This window comes from Arcobacter venerupis, from assembly GCF_013201665.1.
GTDB classification, from domain to species: Bacteria; Campylobacterota; Campylobacteria; order Campylobacterales; family Arcobacteraceae; genus Aliarcobacter; species Aliarcobacter venerupis.
Genome location: NZ_CP053840.1, coordinates 264,950 through 288,860, shown reverse-complemented (window position 1 = coordinate 288,860; position 23,911 = coordinate 264,950). Strand labels below are relative to the sequence as shown.

Genomic DNA, 23,911 nt, shown 5'->3' with positions numbered 1-23,911 from the left:
ATTTAACCTACTTTTGTAGTAAAAACTTCATCTTTTGGTCCATCTACTATTATTTGACCATTTTCTACAATTATTATTCTATCTACTAATTGTAATAAAGAAGTTTTATGCGTTACTACTATCAAAGTTTTATTTGAAACAATATTTTGAAGTCTGTTAATAAATGATTTTTCTGTTTGTCTATCCATTGAATTTGTTGGTTCATCAAGCATTATTATATTTGGATCAGAAATTAGTGCTCTTGCAAGAGTAACTGATTGTCTCTCTCCTCCTGATAAACCATCTCCTCTTTCTCCAACTAATAAATCATATCCCGCTTCATGTTTTCCTAAAAAATCATCTAATCCCGCAATTTTAGATACTCTTAATAACTCTTCATCAGATACATATTGTTCACCAATTGTAAGATTATCTTTTATTGTTCCCATAAATAAAAAAGGCTCTTGAGGAACACTTCCAATAGAGTGTCTTAAATCTGTTGGATCTATTTGTCTTGTATCCAAACCATCGATTAATACAGATCCAGAAGTTGGCTCATATAAATTCATAATTAACTTTAATAAAGTAGACTTTCCAGATCCTATTTTTCCGAGGATTGCAACTTTTTCACCTTCTTTTATAAGTAAATTTATATCTTTTAATGTTTGATGATTTTGATCTTTATAAGCAAATTGAACATCTTTTAATTCAATATCACCTTTTAAATTCGGTCTACTTATATAAGATTTATTCTCTTTTTCAACTGGCATTTTCATAACCTCATCAAGATTATTTAAAGATAACATAGTTCTATCAAATTTAATAATCATTCCAACTAATTGTGAAATAGGAGCTATTACCCTACCATTTAAAATCATGGCAGCAATGATAGCTCCCATTGTGATTTGTCCATCTTGAGCTAAATAAACTCCAGCAGCAACAATTGCAATATTAGAAAATTGTGAAATAAATGCTGTCAAATATGTAATAGTTTGAGATAAAAAATGACCTTTATCAGCATAATGAACAGTTTTATTAATTGAATTTTCCCAATGCGTTTTCATTCTATTTTGAGCTTTAACACTTTTAATTATTTCTAAGCCAGAAACTGTTTCAATAAGCGTAGTTTGTTTTATTTGTTCTTCTTTTATTGACTTTGCAATAATTTCTTTAAGAGGTCTTTGCATATACCATGAAATTAATAGAGATATAATTACTGTTATTATTGTAATAAAAGCTAATGGACCTGCAATAAAAAAGATTACAATTATGAAAATAACTACAAAAGGTAAATCAACAACAGCGGCAATTGTTGCCCCTGTAAAAAATTCTCTTACACTTTCAAAAGATTGTAATCTACTTACAAATTGTCCTGTTGAAGCAGGTCTTGCATCAAGTTTAATATTTAATAAATGATTAAATATTTTATTAGACATTATCGTGTCTGCTCTTTTACTCGCAGTTCCTAAAAAATGAGATCTCAATATTTTTAATAATAAATCAAAAAACATTACAATTGAAATTCCAATAAATAAAGCCCATAATGTTTCAATTGCATTATTTGGAAGAACTCTATCATATACATTCATTGTAAAAAGTGGTGTTGCCAAAATAAATAAGTTTATAAATAAAGATACAACAATAACCTGCTGATAAATTCCCTTATTTCTTAATAATGTTCCCCAAAACCACTCTTTTGGGTTATCAATAACAACTTCTTTCTCTATTCTATTATTGAAGTTATATTCAGGTTTTATAATTATTACTTCACCAGTATATTCACTTTCAAGTTTTTGTATAGTCATTTGTGTTTCACCAGAAATTAATCCAGGGATAATAACATTTGCAATGCCCTCTTTTAAATCATAAGTTAATAAAACACATGCTCTATTTTTATCTAAAATTAAAACGGATGGTAAAGCAAGTTTTGTTATATCTTTTAATTTTTCTCTCTTAACAGTTTTTGTAACTAAACCTATACGAGTAGATGCTTGATGGAACATTGTTATATTCATTGAAGTTTTATGAATTGGTAATCCAAAAGTCAGAGATTCAGCAGAAGTCTCTCTATTATGATACTTAGATAAAAAAAGTAGACAACCTAATAAGTCATCTACTTTTCTTCTATCTTTTAAGTCTGTTAATGTTTCATTTTCTATTAAATCAGAATTATTTTCCAATATTTACCTTTTATCTCATATCCTATATTAGTTATATTTAGCATATAGTTTTTGATGTTTACTTATATTATCTATATATGGTTTATTTGCAATAACAGATGATGGCAGTTTATTTATTGCTTCATTTGCCTCTTTTACGGATTTAAATGTACCATAAATAACCTTAGCACTTTTCATTTCTGGGCCAAATGGATATACATAAGAATTATTTTTATCCAGACTATTCATGCTAATATAATTCTTAGCAGCATCTATACTATCCGTTGTTGTAATATTAATTGTATAATAGCTTGCAGGAGCATCCAAAAATGAACTATACTCACTTGTTACTTTTGTTTTTACTACTTCATCTTTAGGAATAGAATTAACTACAGGCTTTTGTTCTTTTGCCACTGCTGTATCATCACCTAATAATGCTCTTAAATCTGATGATACAGTTTTATCTGATGCTTGTTTTTGTTCAGAAACAATTGTATTTAATGCTTTATCACTAGAACAGCCATCTTCAGATTCTAAAACTGTACTTGTTAACATTGATAATGTATTTAACATATCATAATAATTTGTATACAATTCATATTCTCTTGAAACTAAACTCTTTTTAGCTTCATATAAAACTGTTTGTGCATCTAAAATATCAACAAATGTTCTAGTACCTGATTCAAATTCACTTTTATAAACTTCAACAATATTTTCATTTGCAACAACATAATCTTTAAGAATAGAGATTCTCTCTTTATTTTTCATAAATCTTTGATAATTTACCTTTATTGACTCAACAATTTTATTGGTAATTGCATCTAATCTTTTTTTCTGTTCAGCTAAGAATAGTTCTTCTTGTTTAGAAACAGCATAATCTCCACCACCATTATATAGATTCCATGCAAGATTTATTCTTCCATATACTTGATTTTCTGTACCAAGTTCATTTAAAGATAAATCGCTATCTGTAAGCGCTTTTAATTCTAAATTTAAATTTGGTAGAAATTTAGAATCAGCTTGTGCAATTTTTTCTCTTTGAGCTTTTATTACTTCAATTTGTTGTTGAATTTCATAATTTTTTAAAACTGCTAATTCTACGATTTGTTGTAAATTATCTGGAATTTTAGACAAATTTATTTTTGGTCTACACTCATTTCCTGAAGGTTCACTACCAACAAATCTTTTAAATGTACTAACTTTTGAACTTTTTAAATCATTTTCTTCTAAATATTTCTCTTTTACAAAACTTAATTTTGAATCAACCTCATAAGTTTCAAGAATTTCACCACTAATAGATTCTTTTTCTTTTGCTATTTGAAGATTTTCTTCATTTGTTTTTATCATTTCTTTTGTTAAATCTAACATTTCATTATATTGAACCAAATCTTTATATGCAACTATAGTTTCATAAACTACATTTTCAATATTCTTTTCTGATCTATATTTATTTGATAAATCATTATGTTTTGCTTCTGCAACTTGGCTTGGCGTTAAATTACCATCATATAACATTTGATTTAAAGCTATACCAACATTATACCCATCTTCTTGATCTGAACCACTTTGAAGATTACTAGAATTTGGTTGATCATATTTTTTATCAGAGTTACTCTTTTCAAGCCTCCCATCAATATCTATTCTAGGAAGATAGTTTGCTTCTCTTTCATCAATATACTTTTTAAAAGCTTCCTGATTATTTTTTTCTGCAATAATCTCTGGATTAGAAGCCAATACCTTTTCAACACTCTCTCTCAAACTAAAAGCTTGTAAAGAACTACTCGCTAGTATTGAAATACAAGCAAACTTTAATAATTTTCTAATATACATTTTATGACTCCATGCAGGATAAATTAAAAGGACTAAATAATTTTTACTATTACTTTACATGTATTTTACTTAAGCATTAATTAAATAACTACCTTAATTACGTTATAATTACAAATAAGACAATTTTTCACTTTTTTAAGTTTATTTATTATAACATACATGATTATTTATATAAATTTGGAAGAGATTATGCAAAAAAATATTAATCATAACAATATATTAAAAAATTTAAATCTCTTGTACATTGAAGATGAAGAAAACATTAGAATTAATATTAAAAAAGTATTGCTTTTATTATGTGAAAATGTATTTGATGCAGCTAACACAGAAGAAGCAAATATAATTTTCGAAAATCAAAGAATTGATATAATCATTTCAGATATAAATCTTCCAAATACTAACGGAATAGATTATATTAAAGAAGTAAGAAAAAAAGATAAGACTATCCCTGTAATCTTATTAAGTGCATATACAGATACAAAATATCTTCTTGAAGCTACAAAACTAAAACTTGTAGATTATTTAACTAAACCTGTAGATTTTAAAACACTAAATAATGCATTACATAAATCTGTTGAAGAAATTTTAGATAATTCAAGATATCTAATTTTATTTCAAAATAATATTCAATACAACGTTCTTCACAAAACATTAATTGATTTAAATACACAAAAAGAGTTGCTTTTAACATCTAAAGAGTTAGATTTACTAAGTTTTTTAATAAAAAATAGTAATAGGATTGTCTCAACAGATGAATTAAAGTCTAATGTTTGGGAAGATTGTTTTGAAGCTACTGATTCTGCATTAAAAAATTTATTAAATAAAGTTAGAAAAAAAATTGGTAAAGAATCTATAATTAATATTTCAGGGGTTGGTTACAGACTTAATTTTTAACTATTCAAATCTCTGACACTAATTTAATAATAGTTTGTTATAATGTAAATTAATTATATTACAAAGTTCTGCAAATTAAATCAATCATCATATTTAGGCTATTATGAAAAATCTGTTTATCATTTTTTTATTATGTTGTTCTATTTTCGCAAAAGAAACTAATTTTAAAATATCATATGATTCAAATTATGCTCCTTTTTCCTATAAACAAGAAGAAAAAGAAGCTGGACTTTTTATTGATATTTGGAAATTGTGGGCAAAATACAATAATTATAATATTGAATTTGTAGATGCTAAAACATGGGGAAATGCAATTAATTTAGTAAAAGAAGAAAAAGTTGACTTCTTTTTAGGAACAAATCCTTTTGAAGATTGGATGATTTCTTCAAATTTCTTTTATGAAACAAAAACTACATTTTTTACTCTTTCAAAAAACGATATAGTTTTAGAAATGAAAGATAATCTAAATATTGGTTTAATAGGTTCAGATTATAAAGAAATTATTTTAAGACATTTTCCAGATGCAACTATTACAATTTACAAAGATTATAAAGAATCTATCGAAGCACTTAGAAATAAACAAATTGACTTAATTTATGATGATAAATTAGCAATTGAATATTTTTCTGTTCAAAACAATTTGTTTTATTTGATTAAACCTATGGATAACTTGATAACTAAGTTTAAAACACACGCAATTACTACAACAACTGAAAAAGCAGAAATTTTTAATGAAGGATTTTTGAAAATCCCAACAAGTGAATTATTAAATCTTGAAAGAAAATGGATTTTAAATGAAAATGAACAATATTATAAGAATTTCAAACAACAAATAAATTTAACCGATAAAGAACTAGAATTTCTTAAAAATACAAAAATAAAAGTTTCTATTTCCAATTCATGGGAACCTTTTACCTTTAAATCAAAGAGTAATGAACCCTTTGGGATTTCATCTGAATATTGGAATTTAATTTCTAAAAAAATTGGAGTAGAAACACAAAATGAATTTTTCAAAACTTTTAGTCAACAACTAGCTAGCATTAAAAATAAAAATTCTGATTTAATTTATAGTGCTGGTGAAACTCCTCAAAGAGATGAATATGCACTTTTCACAAAAGAGTATGCAAATTTTCCAATATCTATTGTCACCAAAAAAGATGAAAATTTTATTGAAAACATCTCTTTTATAAAAGATAAAAAATTAGCAATTGGGAATAATTTTACTGCTCATAATATTTTGAAAAATAATTATCCTAATATGAATTTTATTCTTGTAAATAGTGTAAAAGAAGGGTTAGATTTAGTTTCAAAAGGAAAGGCTTATGCTTATATTGATATTCAACCTGTTCTTTTTTATAATATCTCAAAATATAATTTTAGTAATCTAAAAGTTAGTGGAAATACTGGTTTAAATTTTAGTTTGAAATTTATGATAAGAGATGATTATCCTATTTTAGAATCTATTTTAAATAAAGCTATCTCTTCAATTTCAATTAATGAATTAAACTCAATTATTACAAAATGGAATAATGTTCAATTCCAAACAAATTTTAATTATGATTTATTTTGGCAGGTATTATTTGTGATTTTTATAATTATTTTGGCTTTTTTACATAGAACTTACACTCTTAAAAGTCTAAATGAATCTCTTACTTTAAAAATAGAAGAAAAAACTAAAAAATTAAATGATATGAATAAAAATCTTGAAAATTTAGTTGATAAGAAAACAAAAGAGTTAATTGAAAAAGAGAAAATTCTAAATCATCAATCAAAAATGGCTGCAATGGGAGAAATGATTGAAAATATTGCACATCAATGGAGACAACCATTATCTGTAATTTCTACAGCAGCAACAGGCGCTAAAGTAAAAAAAGATTTTGATAAGTTAAGTGATAGCGATTTTTATGAAACTATGGATATTATAAATAATTCTGCGCAACATCTATCTGATACAATTGATGACTTTAGAAACTTTTTTACCAATGAAAAAGAAGCTTCAACATTTGATGTAAATATTCCAATTGATAAAGTACTATATTTAATTAACTCAAAATTAAAAAATAGAAATATAACTATTATAAGAAACACAGAAATACTAACTGTAGTAGGACTTGTTAATGAATTTATTCAAGTTCTTATAAATATTATTAATAATGCTTTAGATGCATTTGAAGATAGTAGCTGTGAACAAAAAATAATTTTTATTAATCTATATAAAGACAATAATAATTTGGTTTTAAAAATAAAAGATAATGCAGGTGGAATAAAAGAGGATATTTTAGATAGAGTTTTTGAACCTTATTTCACAACAAAATATAAAAGCCAAGGTACAGGAATTGGACTTTATATGTCAACTGAAATTATAAAAAAACATATGAATGGAAATTTAACAGTTTCGAATCAACTCTACACTTACGATAATATAAAATATAAAGGTGCAGAGTTCAAAATAGAGATTCCTATTAATTAAGTAAACTCTATTTATGATCTTCTTTTATCCATCTTCTTTTCATATTATGTATGTAAACAATTAATATAAAAAATACTGACGATGTTATTCCTAATGCTATTAATAAATCTGTTTCACTTGGAATACTTTCAAGTAAAATAAGTTTTCTAATAATCACAACAAAGGCTATTTCTAAGAAAGTTAAAGCATAATCAAAACCACTTTTGATAAATAGTGTTTTAACAATTGCAATTACAATTAAAGTAAATAATCCATCTGTCAATATCGTTTTTATTGAAGAGAAATCTAATGCACCTTGATCAAGAGTAAAAGAGACTATTTTATGTGATAAACTCATAATACAAATAGCTAAATAAACAATCATTATTAATATAAAAACATATTTAAGCATATTAATAATTCTTAATAAAATAATATCAACTCTACTTTCTAAAACTTTATCAATACTATTTAATTTCACAAAAACCTTTTCAACTACGCCTTTTTTTACTTCTCTCAATATTTTGCCTTCATAATAAGCTAACAATTTTGCGAATATTAGCATATGTGAACCTAAATAATAGATAAAAAATAATATATTTTTAGACTATTTTTGTAAACTCCTCAAACAACTTATTATCAAGTGGTATTTCTAACTTTAACTCTAAACTTATTGGTTTATTTCCCTCATATTTAATACTATTTGCCAAACCTAAATATATAAAATTTTGAGTCTTTTTATCCACTTGGGCAAATTTTCTCACAAAGATATGAAGTTTTACTCCATGTTTTTGATTTTTTATCAATCTTTCTCCATCGCCTTTATCTTGACTTTGAGATGGTTTACTTTGATAAGTAAAAACTTCTTTTGATAAAAAAGCATTAAAATAATTCGCAGATTTTGAAAACTTCTCTTTTTCAAGATTGATAAATAAGAAAAAATCATCTTCATATTTTAGAAATCCACTTCCTCTAAATGAACTATGAATTTTTGGGAAGTTACAAAGTTGAGCAATATTTAACATATTATATTTTGAGTATAGTTTTAAAAATGGCATTCCAAAATCAAGGGTTTTAAACTCCTCTTCATAGGTATAAATTCCATAATTTAGACTATCTTCAAAAATATCTTTGTACTCTTTATTTTCTAAAAGCTTTGAGAACTCTTTTGTTTTTGTAACTTTTGTTCCATCAAAATTTACACATTTTAAATATCTGCCTATTTGTCCTGAATCAAAATAGTCTTGATTTAGATAAGAAAAACTATGAATTATAGTTTTTTTGCAAACTTTATCTAGATATTTACCTAAGATTTTAAAAGCAATATTTTCATCACAAAAATCATTAAATAAAAGATATTTTAAAATCACAAATTCATAAACTCTTTTTATTGGAAGTTGATTTTCAATAAATCTAATTGCTTTTATAAAATCTTCATTTAAACAAAAATTTGTGTAAATATCCTTTGTTTTTCCAACTTCTACTTTTGATAAAAACTCCACATAAGATTTGCTTTCATCAACGAAATTTAAAGGATTAATCAAATCATCAAAGGCTAGATAATCTGTTAATTTTGGTATCTTATTGTTTGTCAAAGTTTTAAACTCAAAATATTGTTCTTTTAAATATTTAAGATTATTAAAGTTCTGATTTTCGATTTGCTCTAAAATTCTCTGTTTTGAAATCTCATCCATACAGATAAAGGCATTTTGAAAATTTGCAAAATTATTCATCAAAGAGAGTTTCAAACTATCTTTATCAATAGCTTTATTTCCAGCAAGGGCAAGGGCAATTAAATATGCTTTTTTATGGTTTCCAATAAAATCAAGAACTGTTAAAAACTCTTTATTTTTATGTTTTCTCAAACCTCTTCCAAGTTGCTGTATAAATACAATAGGAGAGTTTGTTGGTCGTAAAAACAAAACTGTGTTAATTGAGGGGATATCTATTCCTTCATTAAAAATATCAACTGTAAAAATTACTTCTAAAGAGTCATTTTCACTCTCTAATTTTTTAATAACTTCTTCTCTTTTTATAACCGAATCTTCACTTGTAAGATATGTGGAATTTATTCCTCTTTTATTGAACTCTTCACTCATATAAAAACAATGTTCTTTAGAAACACAAAAACCTATGGCTTTTCTTTTTGATCCAAAATATGAGTAGAAATTCATCTGTTTTATTATGAAATCAACTCTTTTATTCACTTTTAGAAGTTTCGCTAATTCATCTATTTTGGTTAAATCTACATTTTCATAATCAATTGATTGAATATCACTTATTCCAAAATAGTGAAAAGGAACAACAAGATTGTTTTCAAGTGCTTCATTTAATCTAATATCACAAGCAATATTTTCATCAAATATTTCATAAATAGAATTTCCATCCATTCTGTTTGAAGTGGCTGTTAATCCCAATAAAAACTGTGGTTTAAAATACTCTATAATTTTTTTATAGCTAGGACTTGTGGCATGGTGAGCTTCATCAATTATGATATAATCAAACTCATTTTTTTCAAACTCTTCAAAATACAGACTCATAGTTTGAATAGTTGAGAATAGATAATCTTGCTCTTTCTCTTTTGTATTTCCTGTGAATAATCCATAGGTTCTATTTGGAATAATATTTTCAAAACTCTGTTTTGCACTTAAAAGTATATTTTCCCTATGAACCAAAAATAACATTTTTTTTGCATTAAAGTTTTTCACATCAAAAGCACTAAGATAAGTTTTCCCAGTTCCCGTTGCTGCAATTATTAGTGCTTTATTTTGGTTTTTTTGTCGTAGATTTTGTAGCTTTTCTAAAGCTGTTTTTTGCATAAAATTTGTTCTTATTTTTTTACTTGAAGCAAAGAAATCTCTTTTTTCATCTTTTATTGAGTTTAAATAAAATTCATAATCTTTTAAAAACTTTTCATCTACAACATAAGAATCATTCCATAAAAGATTAAACTCATCTAAAATATTTTTTAAAAACATATCATCTTTTTTTACAGTTGATTTTACATTCCACTCGATATTTGTTTTAAAAGCACTGGCTGTTATATTTGAAGAACCTACAATTATTTCATAAGAATCTGCAAATTCAAAAATATAAGATTTAGAGTGAAAACCTATATTTGTCTCATTTGAATCATATATCTTTAGTTCTATATTTGAAAACTCTTTTAACTTTTCTAAGGCTTTTACTTGAGTGAAATTCAAATATGTAGAAGTTAGAATTTTACCTTTTATATTTTTGTTTTCAAGCTTCGATAAAACATCCAATAAAAGCTGAACTCCACTAAAATTTATAAATGCTACATTAAAAATAAATGATTTAGACTCTAAGAGAAGTTTTGTGATATGATTATAGAAATTTGTTGATTGATTATTTGTGATTAGATTATTCAAAAAATACCTTAAAATTAATTCTTGATTATAATTAAATCAAATGTAATTTATGATAAATCACAATTTATTCACACTGCGAATATAAGATTCGACAAACACATAAGGGATTTTTTATGAAAAAATTAATTTTGGTTTCACTTTTAACACTTGGTTCAAGTTTATTTGCTGCAGATATTGGAGTTAGCATTCAAACACCAATTGGAAATGGTGGAATGATTGGTTTAAATTTTAGATCAGATGATCATAGATATGATAATAGATATAGAAACTTTGATTATGATAGAAATGCTTATGCAGATGATTTTGGATATTATTATGGATATTTTGATAGAACTGGGTATTTTTACAATAATATTTTCTTCTTATTTGATAATGGATATACATACTACGATAGATTACATCGTAGAGGTCATTTTGACTCACATCATCCTCATTATAGAAAATATAAATTTGATAAAAGAAATGATTGGAATAGATCAAGAAACTATAGAAATGATGGTGAAATAATTTATGGTCATTATTATGATAGACCAAATAATCAAAAACCTAATAATTATAGAAATGCACCTAAACAAAATAATAATTATAATGAACACAATAAAAAAGCAAATTATCAAAATAATGATAGAAAACCAGATAATAGACAGAATAATGATAGGAAACCAGATAATAGAAATAATTACTATGATGACAATAAGCATCAAAGAAATGATAACAACCATAGATAATATCAAGGGGAGAGATGAAAGAGAAAAGTGTAATTTATTATTTAACTTTTGAAGATATAAAAGATAAAAATATTCTTTTCAACTACATTTATGCAAATGAGAATTCAAACTTTTATATAAGTGATGATTTATCAAAAGATTTTTATATAAATCAAGCATATTGTGGTTTTATCTCAACTTCTGTTTATCTAAAAGAGAAGTTCTATTTAGTTCCTGAAATGCAATTTGAATATGCAATTTTAGATTTTGAAGATTTGCATATTAGTAAAAAAGTAAAAAAGATTTTAAATAAAAATGATTTTATTTTTACAATAAATAAAAATTTTGATGAAGTAATAGAGAATATTCAAGCTCACCACGAAACAAATTGGTTGAGTTGTGAATATCATCAATTACTAAAAGAGCTTTTAGATTATAAACATCCTAGCATTGATTTTGAAGTTAAAAGTTTTGAAGTTTGGGATAAAAGTACTAATACTTTAATTGCAGGGGAAATCGGTTATAAAATCTCTTCAACTTACACTTCACTTACTGGTTTTTGTCTAAAAGATAAGAAATACAATAATTTTGGGAAACTTCAATTAGTTCTTTTAGCAAAGTATCTTCAAGAAAATAATTATAGTTTTTGGAATTTAGGCCATCCATATATGCAGTATAAATTTGATTTAGGAGCAAAAATCTTTCCAAGAAAAGATTTCTTAAAAAGATGGTTAAAGGAAGTTAAACTTCCTTTTATATAGAACCCGTTAAGCTCATACCAAGATAAGTGTTGTATGCAACATAACAAAGAATAAGAATTGTTCCATCAACTCTATTAATTACTCCATTTTTAGCTCTAAATCCATAAGACATAACTAAAAGTGCTATAGTTAAAACCAACATAACTATCCAATCTCTTTGTAATACTTCTAAAGGAATATTATTCATAGGAGAAATTACAATTGCAATTCCAATAACTGCTAAAATATTAAACATATTAGAACCAACAACATTTCCAATTGCAATATCATGTTCGCCTTTTCTTGCAGCTATTATAGAAGCTGCAAGTTCAGGTAAAGAAGTTCCAAGAGCAACTATTGTAAGTCCTATTATTAAATCACTAACTCCAAATTCTGTTGCAACTCCAACAGCTCCCCAAACGAGAAGTCTTGAACTTCCAATTAATAAAAGAAGTCCTATTATTAGCCAAATAATTCCAGCTTTTAAACTCATATCATGTTCAACTAATTCTTTATCTATTTCAGATTCTAAAGCATCACCTTTACCTTTTATAGCTGTGAAAATTGACCATCCAATAAGAGAAAAAAATCCAAATAAAAGAATAATACCTTCTGTCAATGTTAAAATATTATCAGATAATAAATATCCTGAAAATAAAACTATTAAAAGTAAAAGAGGTATTTCTTTTTTTACTATTTTTGAATTTACTGTAATTGGGGCTATAAGAGCTGTAACTCCTAAAATAAGTGCAATATTAACAATATTTGAACCTATCGCATTTCCAAGTGCAAGACCTGCATTTCCCTCCATTGCTGCAATTGCAGAAACAACCATTTCAGGAGCACTTGTTCCAAATCCTACTATTAAAATACCAATTAATAAACTTGGCATTCCTAGATGTTTTGCAGTTGATGCGGCACCATCAACAAACTTATCTGCACTCCAAACAAGAATTACGAATCCAGCTAGTATAGCTAGCGAAAATAAAATCATTTTTTACCTTTTATATTTATAATTTTGCCATTATAGTAAATTTTAATTAATCAAAAGTTTATAGAGACATAAAAGCTTAAATCAAATTCATTGCTCTCATCTAAAAAATCTATCTTATTGTAAATTGCATAAGATGGTTTTGTTGTAGTTTCATATTCACTTTGAGGTAGCCATTCATGATAAACCCAATGAATAAATGGTAAAACGTCTCCCGTTATTCCTTTTAAATCAAATTTTGCATAAACTCCATCTGCAATTTTGAAATTTGGTAGTCTATCACTTTTTACACTTTTTTTATCATCAACTACAATGCACCCAATATATTGACACTCATTTAAAGGTGTAATTGTTGGATTATCATGAAAAAGTGCAATTCTTTTATAAGATGTAATATTATTAGTTAAAATCCAAGTTTGGAGTTTTTGCCAAGTCTCTGTAATATTTACATTGTAACCTTTATTTCTAATATAAAAGCTCTCAATTGCTGGCATTTTTACAATAGTTGGTTTCATATCTTTAAAACTTGCTTTTGATTGCATAGCTCTTTGTGATTGTTGTAAAATTTTATTTGAATACTCTTTATATCCACCATTTCTCCAATCTTTTGGAGTCATTTCAAAACGTTCTTTAAATGTTTTTATAAAAGAAGATTGAGAAGAATATCCACACAAATTAACAATATTTGAAATTGTTGAATATTTATTTGTTAAAAGTAAATTTGATGCTTTTTGTAGTCTTATTGATTTAATACTTTCATAAATATTTTTCCCAAATGCCTCTTTAAAAATCCTATGCATATGAAATTTACTTATATTTAAATCAATACTTAGTTCTTCAATATCAATATTTGTCTCTATATGAGTGTATATATAGTACATAATATCGTTTGCGATTTTTGTTCTTTTTTGTAAGGTTTCTTTTTTCATACTAGATTGTAGCATTTTTAAACTATAAATTTAGCATTAATAAACAATTTTTTAAGCACTTAAAAAGAAGAACTTTTTTTATTATTTCCCTAAAATTCAAGCGTTAAATAAACACAAGGGTTTACTTATGGAAATAAACTTAGTAGCAGAGTCAATAAAATTCATGTTTTTAGGGATGGGTGTAGTATTTGCATTCCTAACAATAATGATATTTGTATTAAAAGCACAAGGAGCAATACTAACAAGATTTTTTCCACAAAAAGAAAAAATTGTAAGTGTAGTAACAACACCAGTAAAAGCGAATAATACAAATGTAGAAACTGCAAAGATAGCCGCAATAGTTGCAGCAGTGCAACATCATAAAAATCTAAAGGGTTAAAATATATGTCTAAAAAATATATAGATATCATGGACACAACTTTTAGAGATGGATTTCAATCTGTCTTTGGTGGAAGAGTTCTAATGAATGATTTCTTTCCAGCAGTAGCTGCTGCAAAAGAAGCCGGAATAACTCACTTTGAGTTTGGTGGAGGAGCTAGATTCCAATCTTTATTCTTCTATCTTCAAGAAAATGCATTTGATATGATGGATAAATTTAGGCAAATCGTTGGCCCAGATGCAAACTTACAAACTTTGGCTCGTGGTATAAATACAGTTATGCTAGATACGGGTTCAAGAGAACTAATCGACTTACATGCAAAAATGTTCGCAAAACATGGAACAACAACAATCAGAAATTTTGATGCTTTAAATGATGTTCAAAATCTTGAATATTCTGCTGAATGTATTAAAAAATATGGTTTGAACCATGAAGTAGTAATCACTTTAATGGATTTACCTCCAGGTTGCTTTGGTGCTCATGATGTTGCTTTCTATGAAAAAACATTAAGACAAATTCTTGATAGTGGACTTCCTTATGATTCAATCTGTTTTAAAGATGCATCGGGAACTTCTTCTCCTCAAAAAATCTATGAAACAATTCAAATGGCTAGAAATCTAGTTGGAACTGATACTCATATTAGACTTCATACCCATGAAACTGCTGGTGTTTCAGTTGCTTGTTATTTAGCTGCTTTAGATGCTGGTGCTGATGGGATTGATTTAGCTGCTTCGCCAGTTTCTGGTGGAACTAGCCAACCTGATATTCTTACAATGCTTCATGCTGTTAAAGGTAAAAACTATGATTTAGGTGGTTTAGAAATTGAAAAGATTCTAAAATACCAAGAAACATTAAATCATTGTTTAAAAGACTACTTTATTCCCCCTGAAGCTACTCAAGTTTCTCCTTTAATTCCTTTTTCTCCTATGCCAGGTGGTGCATTAACTGCTAATACTCAAATGATGAGAGATAATGGAACTTTAGATAAATTCCCTGAAGTTATTAAAGCTATGAGAGAAGTTGTAGAACGTGGTGGATATGGTACGTCTGTAACTCCTGTTTCTCAATTTTATTGGCAACAAGCATATGCTAATGTAATGTTTGGACCTTGGAAACAAATAGCTCCTGGTTATGGGAAAATGGTATTAGGATACTTTGGTAAAACTCCAGTTCCTGCAGATCCTGAAATTATTGCACTTGCAGCTCTTAAATTAAAACTTCAACCAACTAGTGAAAATCCTTTAGATATTGCAGATAGAGATGAAAAGAAAAAAATCTCTGTTTGGAAACAAAGATTAGAAATGGAAGGTATTCCTACAACTGAAGAAAATATTTTTATCGCAGCTGCTTGTGATGAAAAAGGAATTGCTTTCTTAAAAGGTGAATCACCTTTAAATGTAAGAAAAACTGATGCTGTTTGTGAAGAGAATAAAGATTGTAAACTAGGAGAGAAAAAGATGAATAACGCAAGTGGAAACTATACAGTTGTAGTAGATGGTCAAAAGTTTAATGTAACAATTGCTGAGGGTAATGCTGATATTCAAGTAACACCTGTTACTAATACTAATGTAATAAATAATACAGTATCAACTCCAGCTACTACAAGTGGAGGAACTCCTGTTCTGGCTGCTGTTAATGGTGCAGTTTGGAAGATTCTTGTAAAAGAAGGTGATTATGTTGAAGCTGATCAACAAATTATGATTTTAGAAGCTATGAAAATGGAAATAGAGATTAATGCACCAGTTGCTGGAACTATTACTAAAATTTTAGTTAATAATACACAAGCTGTTGATGAGGGAGAAACATTAGCCATTATTGGTTAATGTTGTAAAGTAGTTAATGAAAAAAAATATATTAGTAGGTTTATTTCTTTTATTCGCATTTTTTACAACAACTAGTTTTGCAAATGCAGGAACAGATGTAGTAAGTACTCAAGAGAAACAACCATACCATTCAAAAACAATGGGTGAATTAGTAGAATCATTTTACGCAACAACTGGGATTAAAGCATTGCTTCAACCCCAAGTTGGTGTAAAAGATTCTCATGGAAAAGATATGACTCTATTTGCACAAGGTGCAGGAAGAGTTATTATGATTTTAATCTGTTTTTTACTATTTTATTTAGCAATTAAAAAAGGGTTTGAACCATTATTATTACTTCCAATTGGATTTGGTGGATTATTAGCAAATATTCCAATTGCTAATATGGCAGGACATGACGGAATGTTGGGAATTATTTATAGTATGGGTATTACTAATCAATTTTTTCCATTACTAATATTTATGGGTGTTGGAGCTATGACAGATTTTGGTCCATTATTAGCTAATCCAAAAACTGCACTTTTAGGTGGTGCTGCACAATTTGGTATATTTGGTTCACTTGTTGGTGCTGTATTGTTATCACAATATGTTCCAGGAATTAATTTTACCCTAGAACAAGCAGCAGCTATTTCAATTATTGGAGGAGCTGATGGACCAACGTCTATATTTGTTGCTTCTAAATTAGCACCTGAATTACTTGGAGCCATTGCTGTTGCTGCATATTCATATATGGCATTAGTACCATTAATTCAACCTCCAATTATGAGAGTATTAACAACAATGAAAGAAAGAAAAATAAAGATGCCAGCAACAAGAAAGGTATCTAAATTAGAGAAAATAGTATTTCCTTTAGTTGTTTTAACATTAACAATTTTAATACTTCCAGATGCTGCACCACTTATTGGAGCGTTATGTCTTGGAAATTTTGCAAGAGAATCAGGAGTTGTTGATAGACTTTCAGATACAATGCAAAATGCATTAATCAATATAGTAACTATATTTTTAGGATTAGGTGTTGGTTCAAAACTAGCATCAGAGCAATTTTTAGTTGCAGAGACAATGGGGATTATGGCAATAGGTCTTTTAGCATTTAGTGCAGGTACTGCAATGGGTGTAATAATGGCTAAATTAATGAATTTAGTTAGTTCAAAAGATAATCAGATCAATCCTTTGATTGGAGCAGCAGGAGTATCAGCTGTGCCAATGGCAGCAAGGGTTGTAAGTAAAGAAGGTCAACTTTATGACAAATCGAACATTTTATTAATGCATGCGATGGGTCCTAATGTGGCTGGAGTAATTGGTTCAGCGGTTGCTGCTGGTGTCCTTTTATCGATATTTAAATAGCTTTCAAATCTTTTTCTAAGCCTAGATAGATTCTCTCTATCTGGGCTTTTTTTATTTTTAAATAAAATCTTTTTACCTTAATTTTCCTCTTTACTTTTTATCATTCTTTGTAATAATCCTAGATTTTTATTGACTTATATTTACTAAAGTGTTATGCTTTCTTTTATAATTATAATAAGGAAAAATTATATGTTAATAATTAAGAATGTATATTATTTTTATCTTAATGGTTTCAAGAATATGAGACTAGGTAAGACTTTATGGAAAATTATCATTATAAAATTATTAGTTTTACTTATATTTATAAATCTTTTCATTGACAATAAATCATTAAAATCTGAATATAAGACATATGAAGAGAAAGTTGATTTTGTATATAAAAATCTAATCAAAGAAAATTAAAAGGAATTTAAAATGGAAGAGCATTTAGTAGATTGGTCCCGTGCCCAATTTGCACTAACAGCCATGTATCATTGGATTTTTGTTCCATTAACACTTGGGCTTGGGTTTATTGTTGCTATTATGGAAACTATTTATGTAAAAACAAATGATGAATTTTGGAAAAAAACTACAAAATTTTGGATGGGCTTATTTGCTATAAATTTTGCCATTGGAGTAGCAACTGGTCTTATTATGGAGTTTGAATTTGGTACAAACTGGGCAAATTATTCTTGGTTTGTTGGGGATATTTTTGGAGCTCCACTTGCAATTGAGGGTATTTTTGCATTCTTTTTAGAAAGTACTTTTTTTGCTGTTATGTTTTTTGGCTGGAATAAAGTAAGTAAAGGTTTTCATTTATTATCAACTTGGTTGGTTGCAGTTGGTTCAAATCTATCAGCTTTATGGATACTTGTGGCAAATGGTTGGATGCAATACCCAACAGGAATGACTTTTAATCCAAATACTGTAAGAAATGAGATGAATAATTTTTGGGATGTTTTATTCTCACCAGTTGCTATTAGTAAGTTTTTACATACTATTGGAAGTGGTTATGTTTTAGCTTCATTATTTGTAATTGGTATTAGTGCTTGGTATTTATTGAAAGACAGAGATATACTATTTGCCAAAAAATCAATGATTATTGGAGCTAGTTTTGGACTTGTAACTTCATTTTTTCTAATCCTAAGTGGAGATGAATCAGCACATCAAGTTGCACTTAAACAACCTATGAAACTAGCTGCGATTGAGGGTTTATATGAGGGAAAAGAAGATGCAGGAATTGTTGCCTTTGGAATATTAAATCCTAAAAAAACAATTTCAAATAATGAAGAAGCTTTTCTTTTTGAGTTCACAATCCCTTATGCTTTATCTTTATTAAGTTATCACAATATTAATGCTTATGTGCCGGGAATAAAAGATTTAGTTTATGGGAATGAAGAACAAGGAATAATTAGTACAGAAGAAAAAATGCAAAAAGGAAAAATTGCTATAAATTCTTTAGAAAATTACAAAGAAGCAAAAGATTCCAATAATCAACTATTACAAAATGAATCAAAGGTATTACTTGAAGAAAATATGAAATATTTTGGTTACGGACACATTAAAAACAAAGAAGATGTAATTCCACCAATTGCAATTAGTTTTTATTCATTTCATATTATGGTTGCTCTTGGAATGTGGTTTACTTTACTTTTTATAATTGTCTTATTCTTTTTAACAAAAAGAGATATTATGAAATATCCAATTATTCTAAAATCTGCCTTATGGAGTATTCCTCTTGGATATATTGCAAGTGAAGCTGGTTGGATTGTAGCAGAAGTTGGAAGACAGCCTTGGGCTATTCAAGATTTAATGCCAGTAGGCATTGCAGCAACAAAAATAGCTTCTACCAATGTAATGATTAGCTTTTTTGTATTTGCAATACTTTTTACCGTATTACTAATTGCTGAAATAAAAATTATGACAAAACAAATAGGTCTTGGGCCTGAAAGTAAGGAGCACTAAATGGGATTTGGATCACTTGAACTTTTAAGCCTTCAACAATATTGGTGGATTATAATATCTTTACTTGGTGGTCTTTTTGTATTTATTATGTTTGTTCAAGGTGGACAAACTTTAATAGATAAATTAAGTGAAAATGAAACAGAAAAAACAATGTTAATAAATAGTATTGGAAGAAAATGGGAACTTGGGTTTACAACTTTAGTTCTATTTGGTGGTGGATTATTTGCTGCTTTTCCTTTATTCTATGCAACAAGTTTTGGGGGAGCTTATTGGGTTTGGTTAGCAATTCTTTTTTGTTTTATTATCCAAGCTGTAAGTTATGAATTTAGAACAAAACCAAATAATTTTTTAGGTCAAAAAACATTTGAAATGTTTTTAAAAATAAATGGAAATATTGGAACATTTTTATTAGGAGTTGCTATTAGTACCTTTTTTAGTGGAAGTGAATTTATAGTTGATTCTAACAACTTTGTAGATTGGCAAAATCCTCTGAGAGGATTAGAAGCACTTCTTAATCCATATAATTATCTTTTAGGTTTTGCTCTTGTATTTTTGGCAAAAATTAGTGGTGCTTTATATTTTATAAATAATATTGATTATGAAAAAATAAGAATTAAAGCAGTTAATTCAATCAAAATAAATATGATTTTCTTTTTAATATTTTTCTTAGGATTTATGGGCTGGATTCTTATTAAAGATGGATATGCTGTTGAAAAAAGTGGTTTAATCATTATTGAAAGATTTAAATATCTTCAAAATTTTATTGATATGCCTATTGTTTTAGGAATGTTTTTAATTGGAGTTTTAATGGTTATAGTTGCTGTATTTGTAACTATTACATTTAAAAAAACTTGTTGTATAAAAACAGGAGGAGTTGGAATTGTACTTACTGTAATGGCTGTTTTATTAAATGTGGGATTAAATAATACCTCTTATTATCCATCAACAAGTGATTTACAAAGTAGCTTAACTATTATGAATAGTTCAGGAAGCCTCTATACGTTAATGACAATGAGTTATGTTTCACTTATGGTTCCATTTGTATTAGCTTATATAAGTTATGCTTGGTATAGCATGGATAAAGTAAAAATTACAAAAGAAGAGATTGAATCAAAAGATTCTCACAATTATTAAAAGTAGGTATAAATTATGGAATATATTAATGAATTATTATGGTTAAGTCTTTGGCCTGTGGTTATATATCTTGGATATAAAATCTCAATATTAAATGCAACAAAGGAGATAAAATGATTGCAATACCCGTAAAAACAAATAAATTAAATAGTGCTATTTCTACACTTTTTGGAAAAGCTAAATATTTTGCTTTAATTAACAATAAAGGTATAGAGATTATAAAAAATGAACAAAAAAATGGACAAGCTGTTATAGATTGGCTAAAAAGTAAAAATGTAGATACTCTTATTACTTCATATTTAGGTAAAAAAGAATTTTTAAAACTTATGAATAATATTAGAGTATATTTTGCTGGTGATAAAACAATAGAAATAGATAATTTGTTATTAAAATACTCAGAAGGTGACTTACATATTTTAAATCAAAGAAATTATAGTAATTTTTTTAAAGAAGAACTTGAAAATAATGATTGTTCAGAAACAAATGAAAATACAGAACATTTAGAAAATAAACTTCAATCGACGAATAGAATGATAGAGTTATCAGATTTTTATAAAATATAAGTAAAAGTGGTACTCCCAGTACGATTCGAACGTACGGCCTACGCCTTAGAAGGGCGTTGCTCTATCCAGCTGAGCTATGGAAGCACTAATTAATAAAGCTAAAAAAAGCCTTATATAAAAAGTGTAAACTTCTTATATAAGGCTTTTAAAATGGAGCGGGAGACGAGACTCGAACTCGCGACAGTCTGCTTGGAAGGCAGAAGCTCTAGCCAACTGAGCTACTCCCGCTCAATAGTGGTGCGGATGAGAAGACTCGAACTTCCACACCGTGAGGCACCAGATCCTAAGTCTGGCGTGTCTACCAATTTCACCACATCCGCAATAAATTTTTTTGAAAAAATGTCTAGTTGGTAATCTAAACCAAAAAAAATGGTACTCCCAGTACGATTCGAACGTACGGCCTACGCCTTAGAAGGGCGTTGCTCTATCCAGCTGAGCTATGGAAGCAACAATATAAAAAAATGGGGTAAGTAATGGGGCTCGAACCCACGACCCTCTGAACCACAACCAGATGCTCTAACCGACTGAGCTATACCTACCACAGGTTAAAAATAAAGTGGTCGGGGCGAGAGGATTCGAACCTCCGGCCCCCTGGTCCCAAACCAGGTGCGCTAACCAGACTGCGCTACGCCCCGACAAAATATTTTTGAAGTTTCACAAAAAGTGGACGGAATTATATTAAGTTTTTTAGTATTTGTCAAGGCTTTTTTGTGAGAATCTCAAAAGTTTTCAAAATTCTTTATTTTAGCAATCTCATACAATACATAAAATACGATAATTGATATAATATTACCTATGAGTAACACTTCAAATTTAATACATAATGTAAAATTTACAAAACCAAATAAAGAAAAAGAAATTTTTCTTTATGAGGGTGATTATAACAATTTTTCTTTTGAAAAACACATTCATGAAGAATATACTATTACTTTAATAGAAAGAGGTAATATGGGTGCATTTTTAAGAGGCTTTAACCATAAATTTGACAAATCATCTATTATTACTATAAATCCAGAGGAAATCCACTCTTGTGGCATATTATCAAAGGAAGGGTTTAAACACCATTCCTTATATATTTCCACCGATATAATGGATAATATATTAAAAGAGAATTTTAATAGTAATCTACTCTCTTTTAAAAATTTTCAATTTTCAAATGAAGTCATTTACCAAAAACTATACCCATTAATGAAATATGACTCTTCTATCTTCTCAAAGTTGTCTTGGGAATGTGAACTAATCGAAGCAATAAGTTCTGTTTTAAAAATTAATACAAAAGTTTCAAATGAAATTGTATTGCCCTCACATTACAAATTAGTAAACTATGCAAAAGAATTTATAAATGACAACTACAGTCAAAACTTTACTTTAGATGACTTTGCAAAAGAATTTGACATATCAAAATACCATTTTCTTAGATTATTTAAAAAACATACCTTTGTTTCTCCTCATACATATTTGATGATAAGAAGAGTTGAAAAGGCAAAACAATTTTTGAGAAAAAATGCCAACATAAGTGAAATTGCATATTTATGTGGATTCACGGATCAAAGTCATTTAAATAAAAAATTTAAACAATTAACAGGAACAACACCAGGAGAATACAAAAACTTTTTTCTCTAGCAACCTAGTACTATACTCAACTCTTATTTTTTTATAAAATTTAAAAATGAAAAATAATATGAAAAACGGATTTTTAGCAAATTTACCAATTAGTTTGAGTGTATTTGCATATGGTATTGTATTAGGAAGTATTTGTAATACAAAAAATATAGATTACTTACAATTAATGTTAATGAATATTTTTATATTTGCAGGCTCTTCACAGTTTGTAATTGTAGATATGCTTTCAAGCAATTTGAGTTTAACCACAATTATAGGTAGTGCAATCCTTGTAAATATGAGATATTTTTTAAAAGGAACAACTTTAGATAAGCTCTTTTTAAATAGTTCAATAAAACAAAAACTTTTAATCATGCATTTTGTTACTGATGAATCATGGGCAATTACTATGAAAAGTATGAAAGAAAAAGATATTAATGTTTATTTTCTTTTAGGTGGTAGTTTATGTATTTTTTTATCATGGATTTTAGGAACATCTATTGGATATTTTTTCGCTGAACTAATAATTGAGCCAAAAAACTATGGTTTAGATTTTACCTTTTATGCAATGTTTATTGCTATTTTAACAACAATGTATAAATCAAAAAATGATTTCTTAACTTTTTTTGTCACAGCGATTATTGCGATAATACTTGAAAAATTATTAGGCAATAGTATATATATTTTAATATCTGCAATTTTGGGTTCTTTCTTCTCTTTGATTATTAATAAAAAGGCAAGAAATGAATAATTCAAATATTCTGTTAATTATTTTTTCCGTAGCACTTGGAACTTATTTACTACGGATCTCTGGACTTTTATTATCAACAAAACTAAAGAAGTTTAAATATGTAGATTCTCTTTTAGAATCAATTCCAGCAACACTACTTATTGCTCTTATTATTCCACCGATTATCAAAGAGGGAACTGTAGGCATAATTGCTAGTTTATTTGTAATTATAGTAATGATTAAAACAAAAAATATCTTTTTATCTATGAGTATTGGAGTTTTTGTAATCTATTTAAGTAGAAGTAACCTCCTTTTTTAGGAGGT

The 23,911-nt window shown here is 27.4% G+C and carries 20 protein-coding genes and 6 tRNA genes; 14 read left to right on the top strand and 12 right to left on the bottom strand.

What is annotated here, in order from left to right; genetic code table 11:
- Positions 1-2: 2 nt before the first annotated feature.
- Positions 3-2,159 (bottom strand): type I secretion system permease/ATPase, encoded by a 2,157-nt coding sequence (locus tag AVENP_RS01505; protein WP_128359167.1) that lies wholly within the window; start codon positions 2,157-2,159, stop codon positions 3-5.
- 27 nt (positions 2,160-2,186) lie between these two features.
- The gene (locus AVENP_RS01500) at positions 2,187-3,968 is read right to left on the bottom strand and encodes a TolC family protein (RefSeq protein WP_128359166.1); all 1,782 of its coding nucleotides are present in this window, start codon (positions 3,966-3,968) and stop codon (positions 2,187-2,189) included.
- Positions 3,969-4,157: 189 nt separating this feature from the next.
- Here AVENP_RS01500 and AVENP_RS01495 point away from each other — a divergent pair, with 189 nt between their 5' ends.
- A complete protein-coding gene (locus AVENP_RS01495; protein ID WP_128359165.1) occupies positions 4,158-4,862 on the top strand; it encodes a response regulator transcription factor in 705 nt (234 codons plus the stop codon).
- A gap of 103 nt (positions 4,863-4,965) precedes the next feature.
- Complete coding sequence (locus tag AVENP_RS01490; protein ID WP_128359164.1) at positions 4,966-7,332, top strand: transporter substrate-binding domain-containing protein; 2,367 nt, start codon at positions 4,966-4,968, stop codon at positions 7,330-7,332.
- 7 nt (positions 7,333-7,339) lie between these two features.
- Here AVENP_RS01490 and AVENP_RS01485 read toward each other — a convergent pair whose 3' ends face one another.
- Positions 7,340-7,876, bottom strand: coding sequence for a hypothetical protein (locus AVENP_RS01485; RefSeq protein WP_228721231.1), 537 nt, complete (start codon positions 7,874-7,876; stop codon positions 7,340-7,342).
- 37 nt (positions 7,877-7,913) lie between these two features.
- Entirely contained in the window at positions 7,914-10,703 is a 2,790-nt protein-coding gene (locus AVENP_RS01480) for a DUF3427 domain-containing protein (protein WP_128359163.1), read from the bottom strand.
- 113 nt (positions 10,704-10,816) lie between these two features.
- Between AVENP_RS01480 and AVENP_RS01475 the strand changes: the two genes are divergently transcribed.
- Both AVENP_RS01475 and AVENP_RS01470 read left to right on the top strand, forming a co-directional pair.
- Entirely contained in the window at positions 10,817-11,431 is a 615-nt protein-coding gene (locus tag AVENP_RS01475) for a hypothetical protein (protein WP_128359162.1), read from the top strand.
- A 14-nt stretch (positions 11,432-11,445) separates the two neighbouring features.
- The gene (locus AVENP_RS01470) at positions 11,446-12,171 is read left to right on the top strand and encodes a GNAT family protein (RefSeq protein ID WP_128359161.1); all 726 of its coding nucleotides are present in this window, start codon (positions 11,446-11,448) and stop codon (positions 12,169-12,171) included.
- On the opposite strand, the gene AVENP_RS01465 is transcribed toward AVENP_RS01470, so the two are convergent.
- Together AVENP_RS01465 and AVENP_RS01460 are read right to left on the bottom strand one after the other, a co-directional pair.
- A complete protein-coding gene (locus AVENP_RS01465) occupies positions 12,164-13,144 on the bottom strand; it encodes a calcium/sodium antiporter (RefSeq protein WP_128359160.1) in 981 nt (326 codons plus the stop codon). The genes AVENP_RS01470 and AVENP_RS01465 overlap by 8 nt on opposite strands.
- Positions 13,145-13,194: 50 nt before the next feature.
- Positions 13,195-14,070 (bottom strand): AraC family transcriptional regulator, encoded by an 876-nt coding sequence (locus tag AVENP_RS01460; protein WP_128359159.1) that lies wholly within the window; start codon positions 14,068-14,070, stop codon positions 13,195-13,197.
- A gap of 127 nt (positions 14,071-14,197) precedes the next feature.
- On the opposite strand from AVENP_RS01460, the gene AVENP_RS01455 reads away from it, so the two are divergent.
- The 7 genes from AVENP_RS01455 (at position 14,198) to AVENP_RS01425 (ending at position 21,255) form a co-directional block, all read left to right on the top strand.
- Positions 14,198-14,449, top strand: coding sequence for an OadG family protein (locus AVENP_RS01455; protein ID WP_128360377.1), 252 nt, complete (start codon positions 14,198-14,200; stop codon positions 14,447-14,449).
- A 5-nt stretch (positions 14,450-14,454) separates the two neighbouring features.
- On the top strand, positions 14,455-16,272 hold the full coding sequence (locus AVENP_RS01450; protein ID WP_128360376.1) for a biotin/lipoyl-containing protein: 1,818 nt from the start codon (positions 14,455-14,457) through the stop codon (positions 16,270-16,272).
- A 16-nt stretch (positions 16,273-16,288) separates the two neighbouring features.
- The gene (locus AVENP_RS01445) at positions 16,289-17,614 is read left to right on the top strand and encodes a sodium ion-translocating decarboxylase subunit beta (protein ID WP_153802263.1); all 1,326 of its coding nucleotides are present in this window, start codon (positions 16,289-16,291) and stop codon (positions 17,612-17,614) included.
- 189 nt (positions 17,615-17,803) lie between these two features.
- Entirely contained in the window at positions 17,804-18,016 is a 213-nt protein-coding gene (locus tag AVENP_RS01440) for a DUF4492 domain-containing protein (RefSeq protein WP_128360397.1), read from the top strand.
- Positions 18,017-18,028: 12 nt separating this feature from the next.
- Entirely contained in the window at positions 18,029-19,558 is a 1,530-nt protein-coding gene (locus AVENP_RS01435; protein ID WP_128360381.1) for a cytochrome ubiquinol oxidase subunit I, read from the top strand.
- A complete protein-coding gene (cydB, locus tag AVENP_RS01430) occupies positions 19,559-20,692 on the top strand; it encodes a cytochrome d ubiquinol oxidase subunit II (RefSeq protein ID WP_128360380.1) in 1,134 nt (377 codons plus the stop codon).
- Between the two features lie 113 nt (positions 20,693-20,805).
- Positions 20,806-21,255, top strand: a complete 450-nt coding sequence (locus AVENP_RS01425) for a NifB/NifX family molybdenum-iron cluster-binding protein (protein WP_128358426.1) — start codon at positions 20,806-20,808, stop codon at positions 21,253-21,255.
- Positions 21,256-21,262: 7 nt separating this feature from the next.
- Here the strand turns inward: AVENP_RS01425 and AVENP_RS01420 are convergent.
- The 6 genes from AVENP_RS01420 to AVENP_RS01395 all read right to left on the bottom strand — a co-directional run bounded on the left by AVENP_RS01420 (position 21,263) and on the right by AVENP_RS01395 (position 21,890).
- Positions 21,263-21,339, bottom strand: a tRNA-Arg gene (locus tag AVENP_RS01420).
- Between the two features lie 67 nt (positions 21,340-21,406).
- Positions 21,407-21,483: transfer RNA gene (locus AVENP_RS01415), tRNA-Gly, on the bottom strand.
- A 7-nt stretch (positions 21,484-21,490) separates the two neighbouring features.
- Positions 21,491-21,575: transfer RNA gene (locus tag AVENP_RS01410), tRNA-Leu, on the bottom strand.
- A gap of 50 nt (positions 21,576-21,625) precedes the next feature.
- Positions 21,626-21,702 (bottom strand) — tRNA-Arg (locus AVENP_RS01405).
- A 15-nt stretch (positions 21,703-21,717) separates the two neighbouring features.
- Positions 21,718-21,794, bottom strand: a tRNA-His gene (locus tag AVENP_RS01400).
- An 18-nt stretch (positions 21,795-21,812) separates the two neighbouring features.
- Positions 21,813-21,890 (bottom strand) — tRNA-Pro (locus AVENP_RS01395).
- Positions 21,891-22,050: 160 nt separating this feature from the next.
- Here AVENP_RS01395 and AVENP_RS01390 point away from each other — a divergent pair.
- The 3 genes from AVENP_RS01390 to AVENP_RS01380 are packed head-to-tail and all read left to right on the top strand — an operon-like array spanning position 22,051 to position 23,906.
- Entirely contained in the window at positions 22,051-22,878 is an 828-nt protein-coding gene (locus AVENP_RS01390; RefSeq protein WP_128358425.1) for an AraC family transcriptional regulator, read from the top strand.
- Positions 22,879-22,936: 58 nt separating this feature from the next.
- Positions 22,937-23,608, top strand: coding sequence for an AzlC family ABC transporter permease (locus tag AVENP_RS01385; RefSeq protein WP_128358434.1), 672 nt, complete (start codon positions 22,937-22,939; stop codon positions 23,606-23,608).
- Positions 23,601-23,906 (top strand): AzlD domain-containing protein, encoded by a 306-nt coding sequence (locus AVENP_RS01380; RefSeq protein ID WP_128358424.1) that lies wholly within the window; start codon positions 23,601-23,603, stop codon positions 23,904-23,906. Before AVENP_RS01385 ends, AVENP_RS01380 begins: the two co-directional genes overlap by 8 nt.
- The last annotated feature ends 5 nt before the right edge of the window (positions 23,907-23,911 follow it).

Excerpts from the sequence above, each read along its gene's own strand:
- AVENP_RS01500 (WP_128359166.1), bottom strand. The coding sequence starts at position 3,968 with ATGTATATTAGAAAATTATTAAAGTTTGCTTGTATTTCAATACTAGCG.
- AVENP_RS01495 (WP_128359165.1), top strand. The coding sequence starts at position 4,158 with ATGCAAAAAAATATTAATCATAACAATATATTAAAAAATTTAAATCTC.
- AVENP_RS01490 (WP_128359164.1), top strand. The coding sequence starts at position 4,966 with ATGAAAAATCTGTTTATCATTTTTTTATTATGTTGTTCTATTTTCGCA.
- AVENP_RS01485 (WP_228721231.1), bottom strand. The coding sequence starts at position 7,876 with ATGCTAATATTCGCAAAATTGTTAGCTTATTATGAAGGCAAAATATTG.
- AVENP_RS01475 (WP_128359162.1), top strand. The coding sequence starts at position 10,817 with ATGAAAAAATTAATTTTGGTTTCACTTTTAACACTTGGTTCAAGTTTA.
- AVENP_RS01470 (WP_128359161.1), top strand. The coding sequence starts at position 11,446 with ATGAAAGAGAAAAGTGTAATTTATTATTTAACTTTTGAAGATATAAAA.
- AVENP_RS01465 (WP_128359160.1), bottom strand. The coding sequence starts at position 13,144 with ATGATTTTATTTTCGCTAGCTATACTAGCTGGATTCGTAATTCTTGTT.
- AVENP_RS01460 (WP_128359159.1), bottom strand. The coding sequence starts at position 14,070 with ATGAAAAAAGAAACCTTACAAAAAAGAACAAAAATCGCAAACGATATT.
- AVENP_RS01455 (WP_128360377.1), top strand. The coding sequence starts at position 14,198 with ATGGAAATAAACTTAGTAGCAGAGTCAATAAAATTCATGTTTTTAGGG.
- AVENP_RS01450 (WP_128360376.1), top strand. The coding sequence starts at position 14,455 with ATGTCTAAAAAATATATAGATATCATGGACACAACTTTTAGAGATGGA.
- AVENP_RS01445 (WP_153802263.1), top strand. The coding sequence starts at position 16,289 with ATGAAAAAAAATATATTAGTAGGTTTATTTCTTTTATTCGCATTTTTT.
- AVENP_RS01440 (WP_128360397.1), top strand. The coding sequence starts at position 17,804 with ATGTTAATAATTAAGAATGTATATTATTTTTATCTTAATGGTTTCAAG.
- AVENP_RS01435 (WP_128360381.1), top strand. The coding sequence starts at position 18,029 with ATGGAAGAGCATTTAGTAGATTGGTCCCGTGCCCAATTTGCACTAACA.
- cydB (WP_128360380.1), top strand. The coding sequence starts at position 19,559 with ATGGGATTTGGATCACTTGAACTTTTAAGCCTTCAACAATATTGGTGG.
- AVENP_RS01425 (WP_128358426.1), top strand. The coding sequence starts at position 20,806 with ATGATTGCAATACCCGTAAAAACAAATAAATTAAATAGTGCTATTTCT.
- AVENP_RS01390 (WP_128358425.1), top strand. The coding sequence starts at position 22,051 with ATGAGTAACACTTCAAATTTAATACATAATGTAAAATTTACAAAACCA.
- AVENP_RS01385 (WP_128358434.1), top strand. The coding sequence starts at position 22,937 with ATGAAAAACGGATTTTTAGCAAATTTACCAATTAGTTTGAGTGTATTT.
- AVENP_RS01380 (WP_128358424.1), top strand. The coding sequence starts at position 23,601 with ATGAATAATTCAAATATTCTGTTAATTATTTTTTCCGTAGCACTTGGA.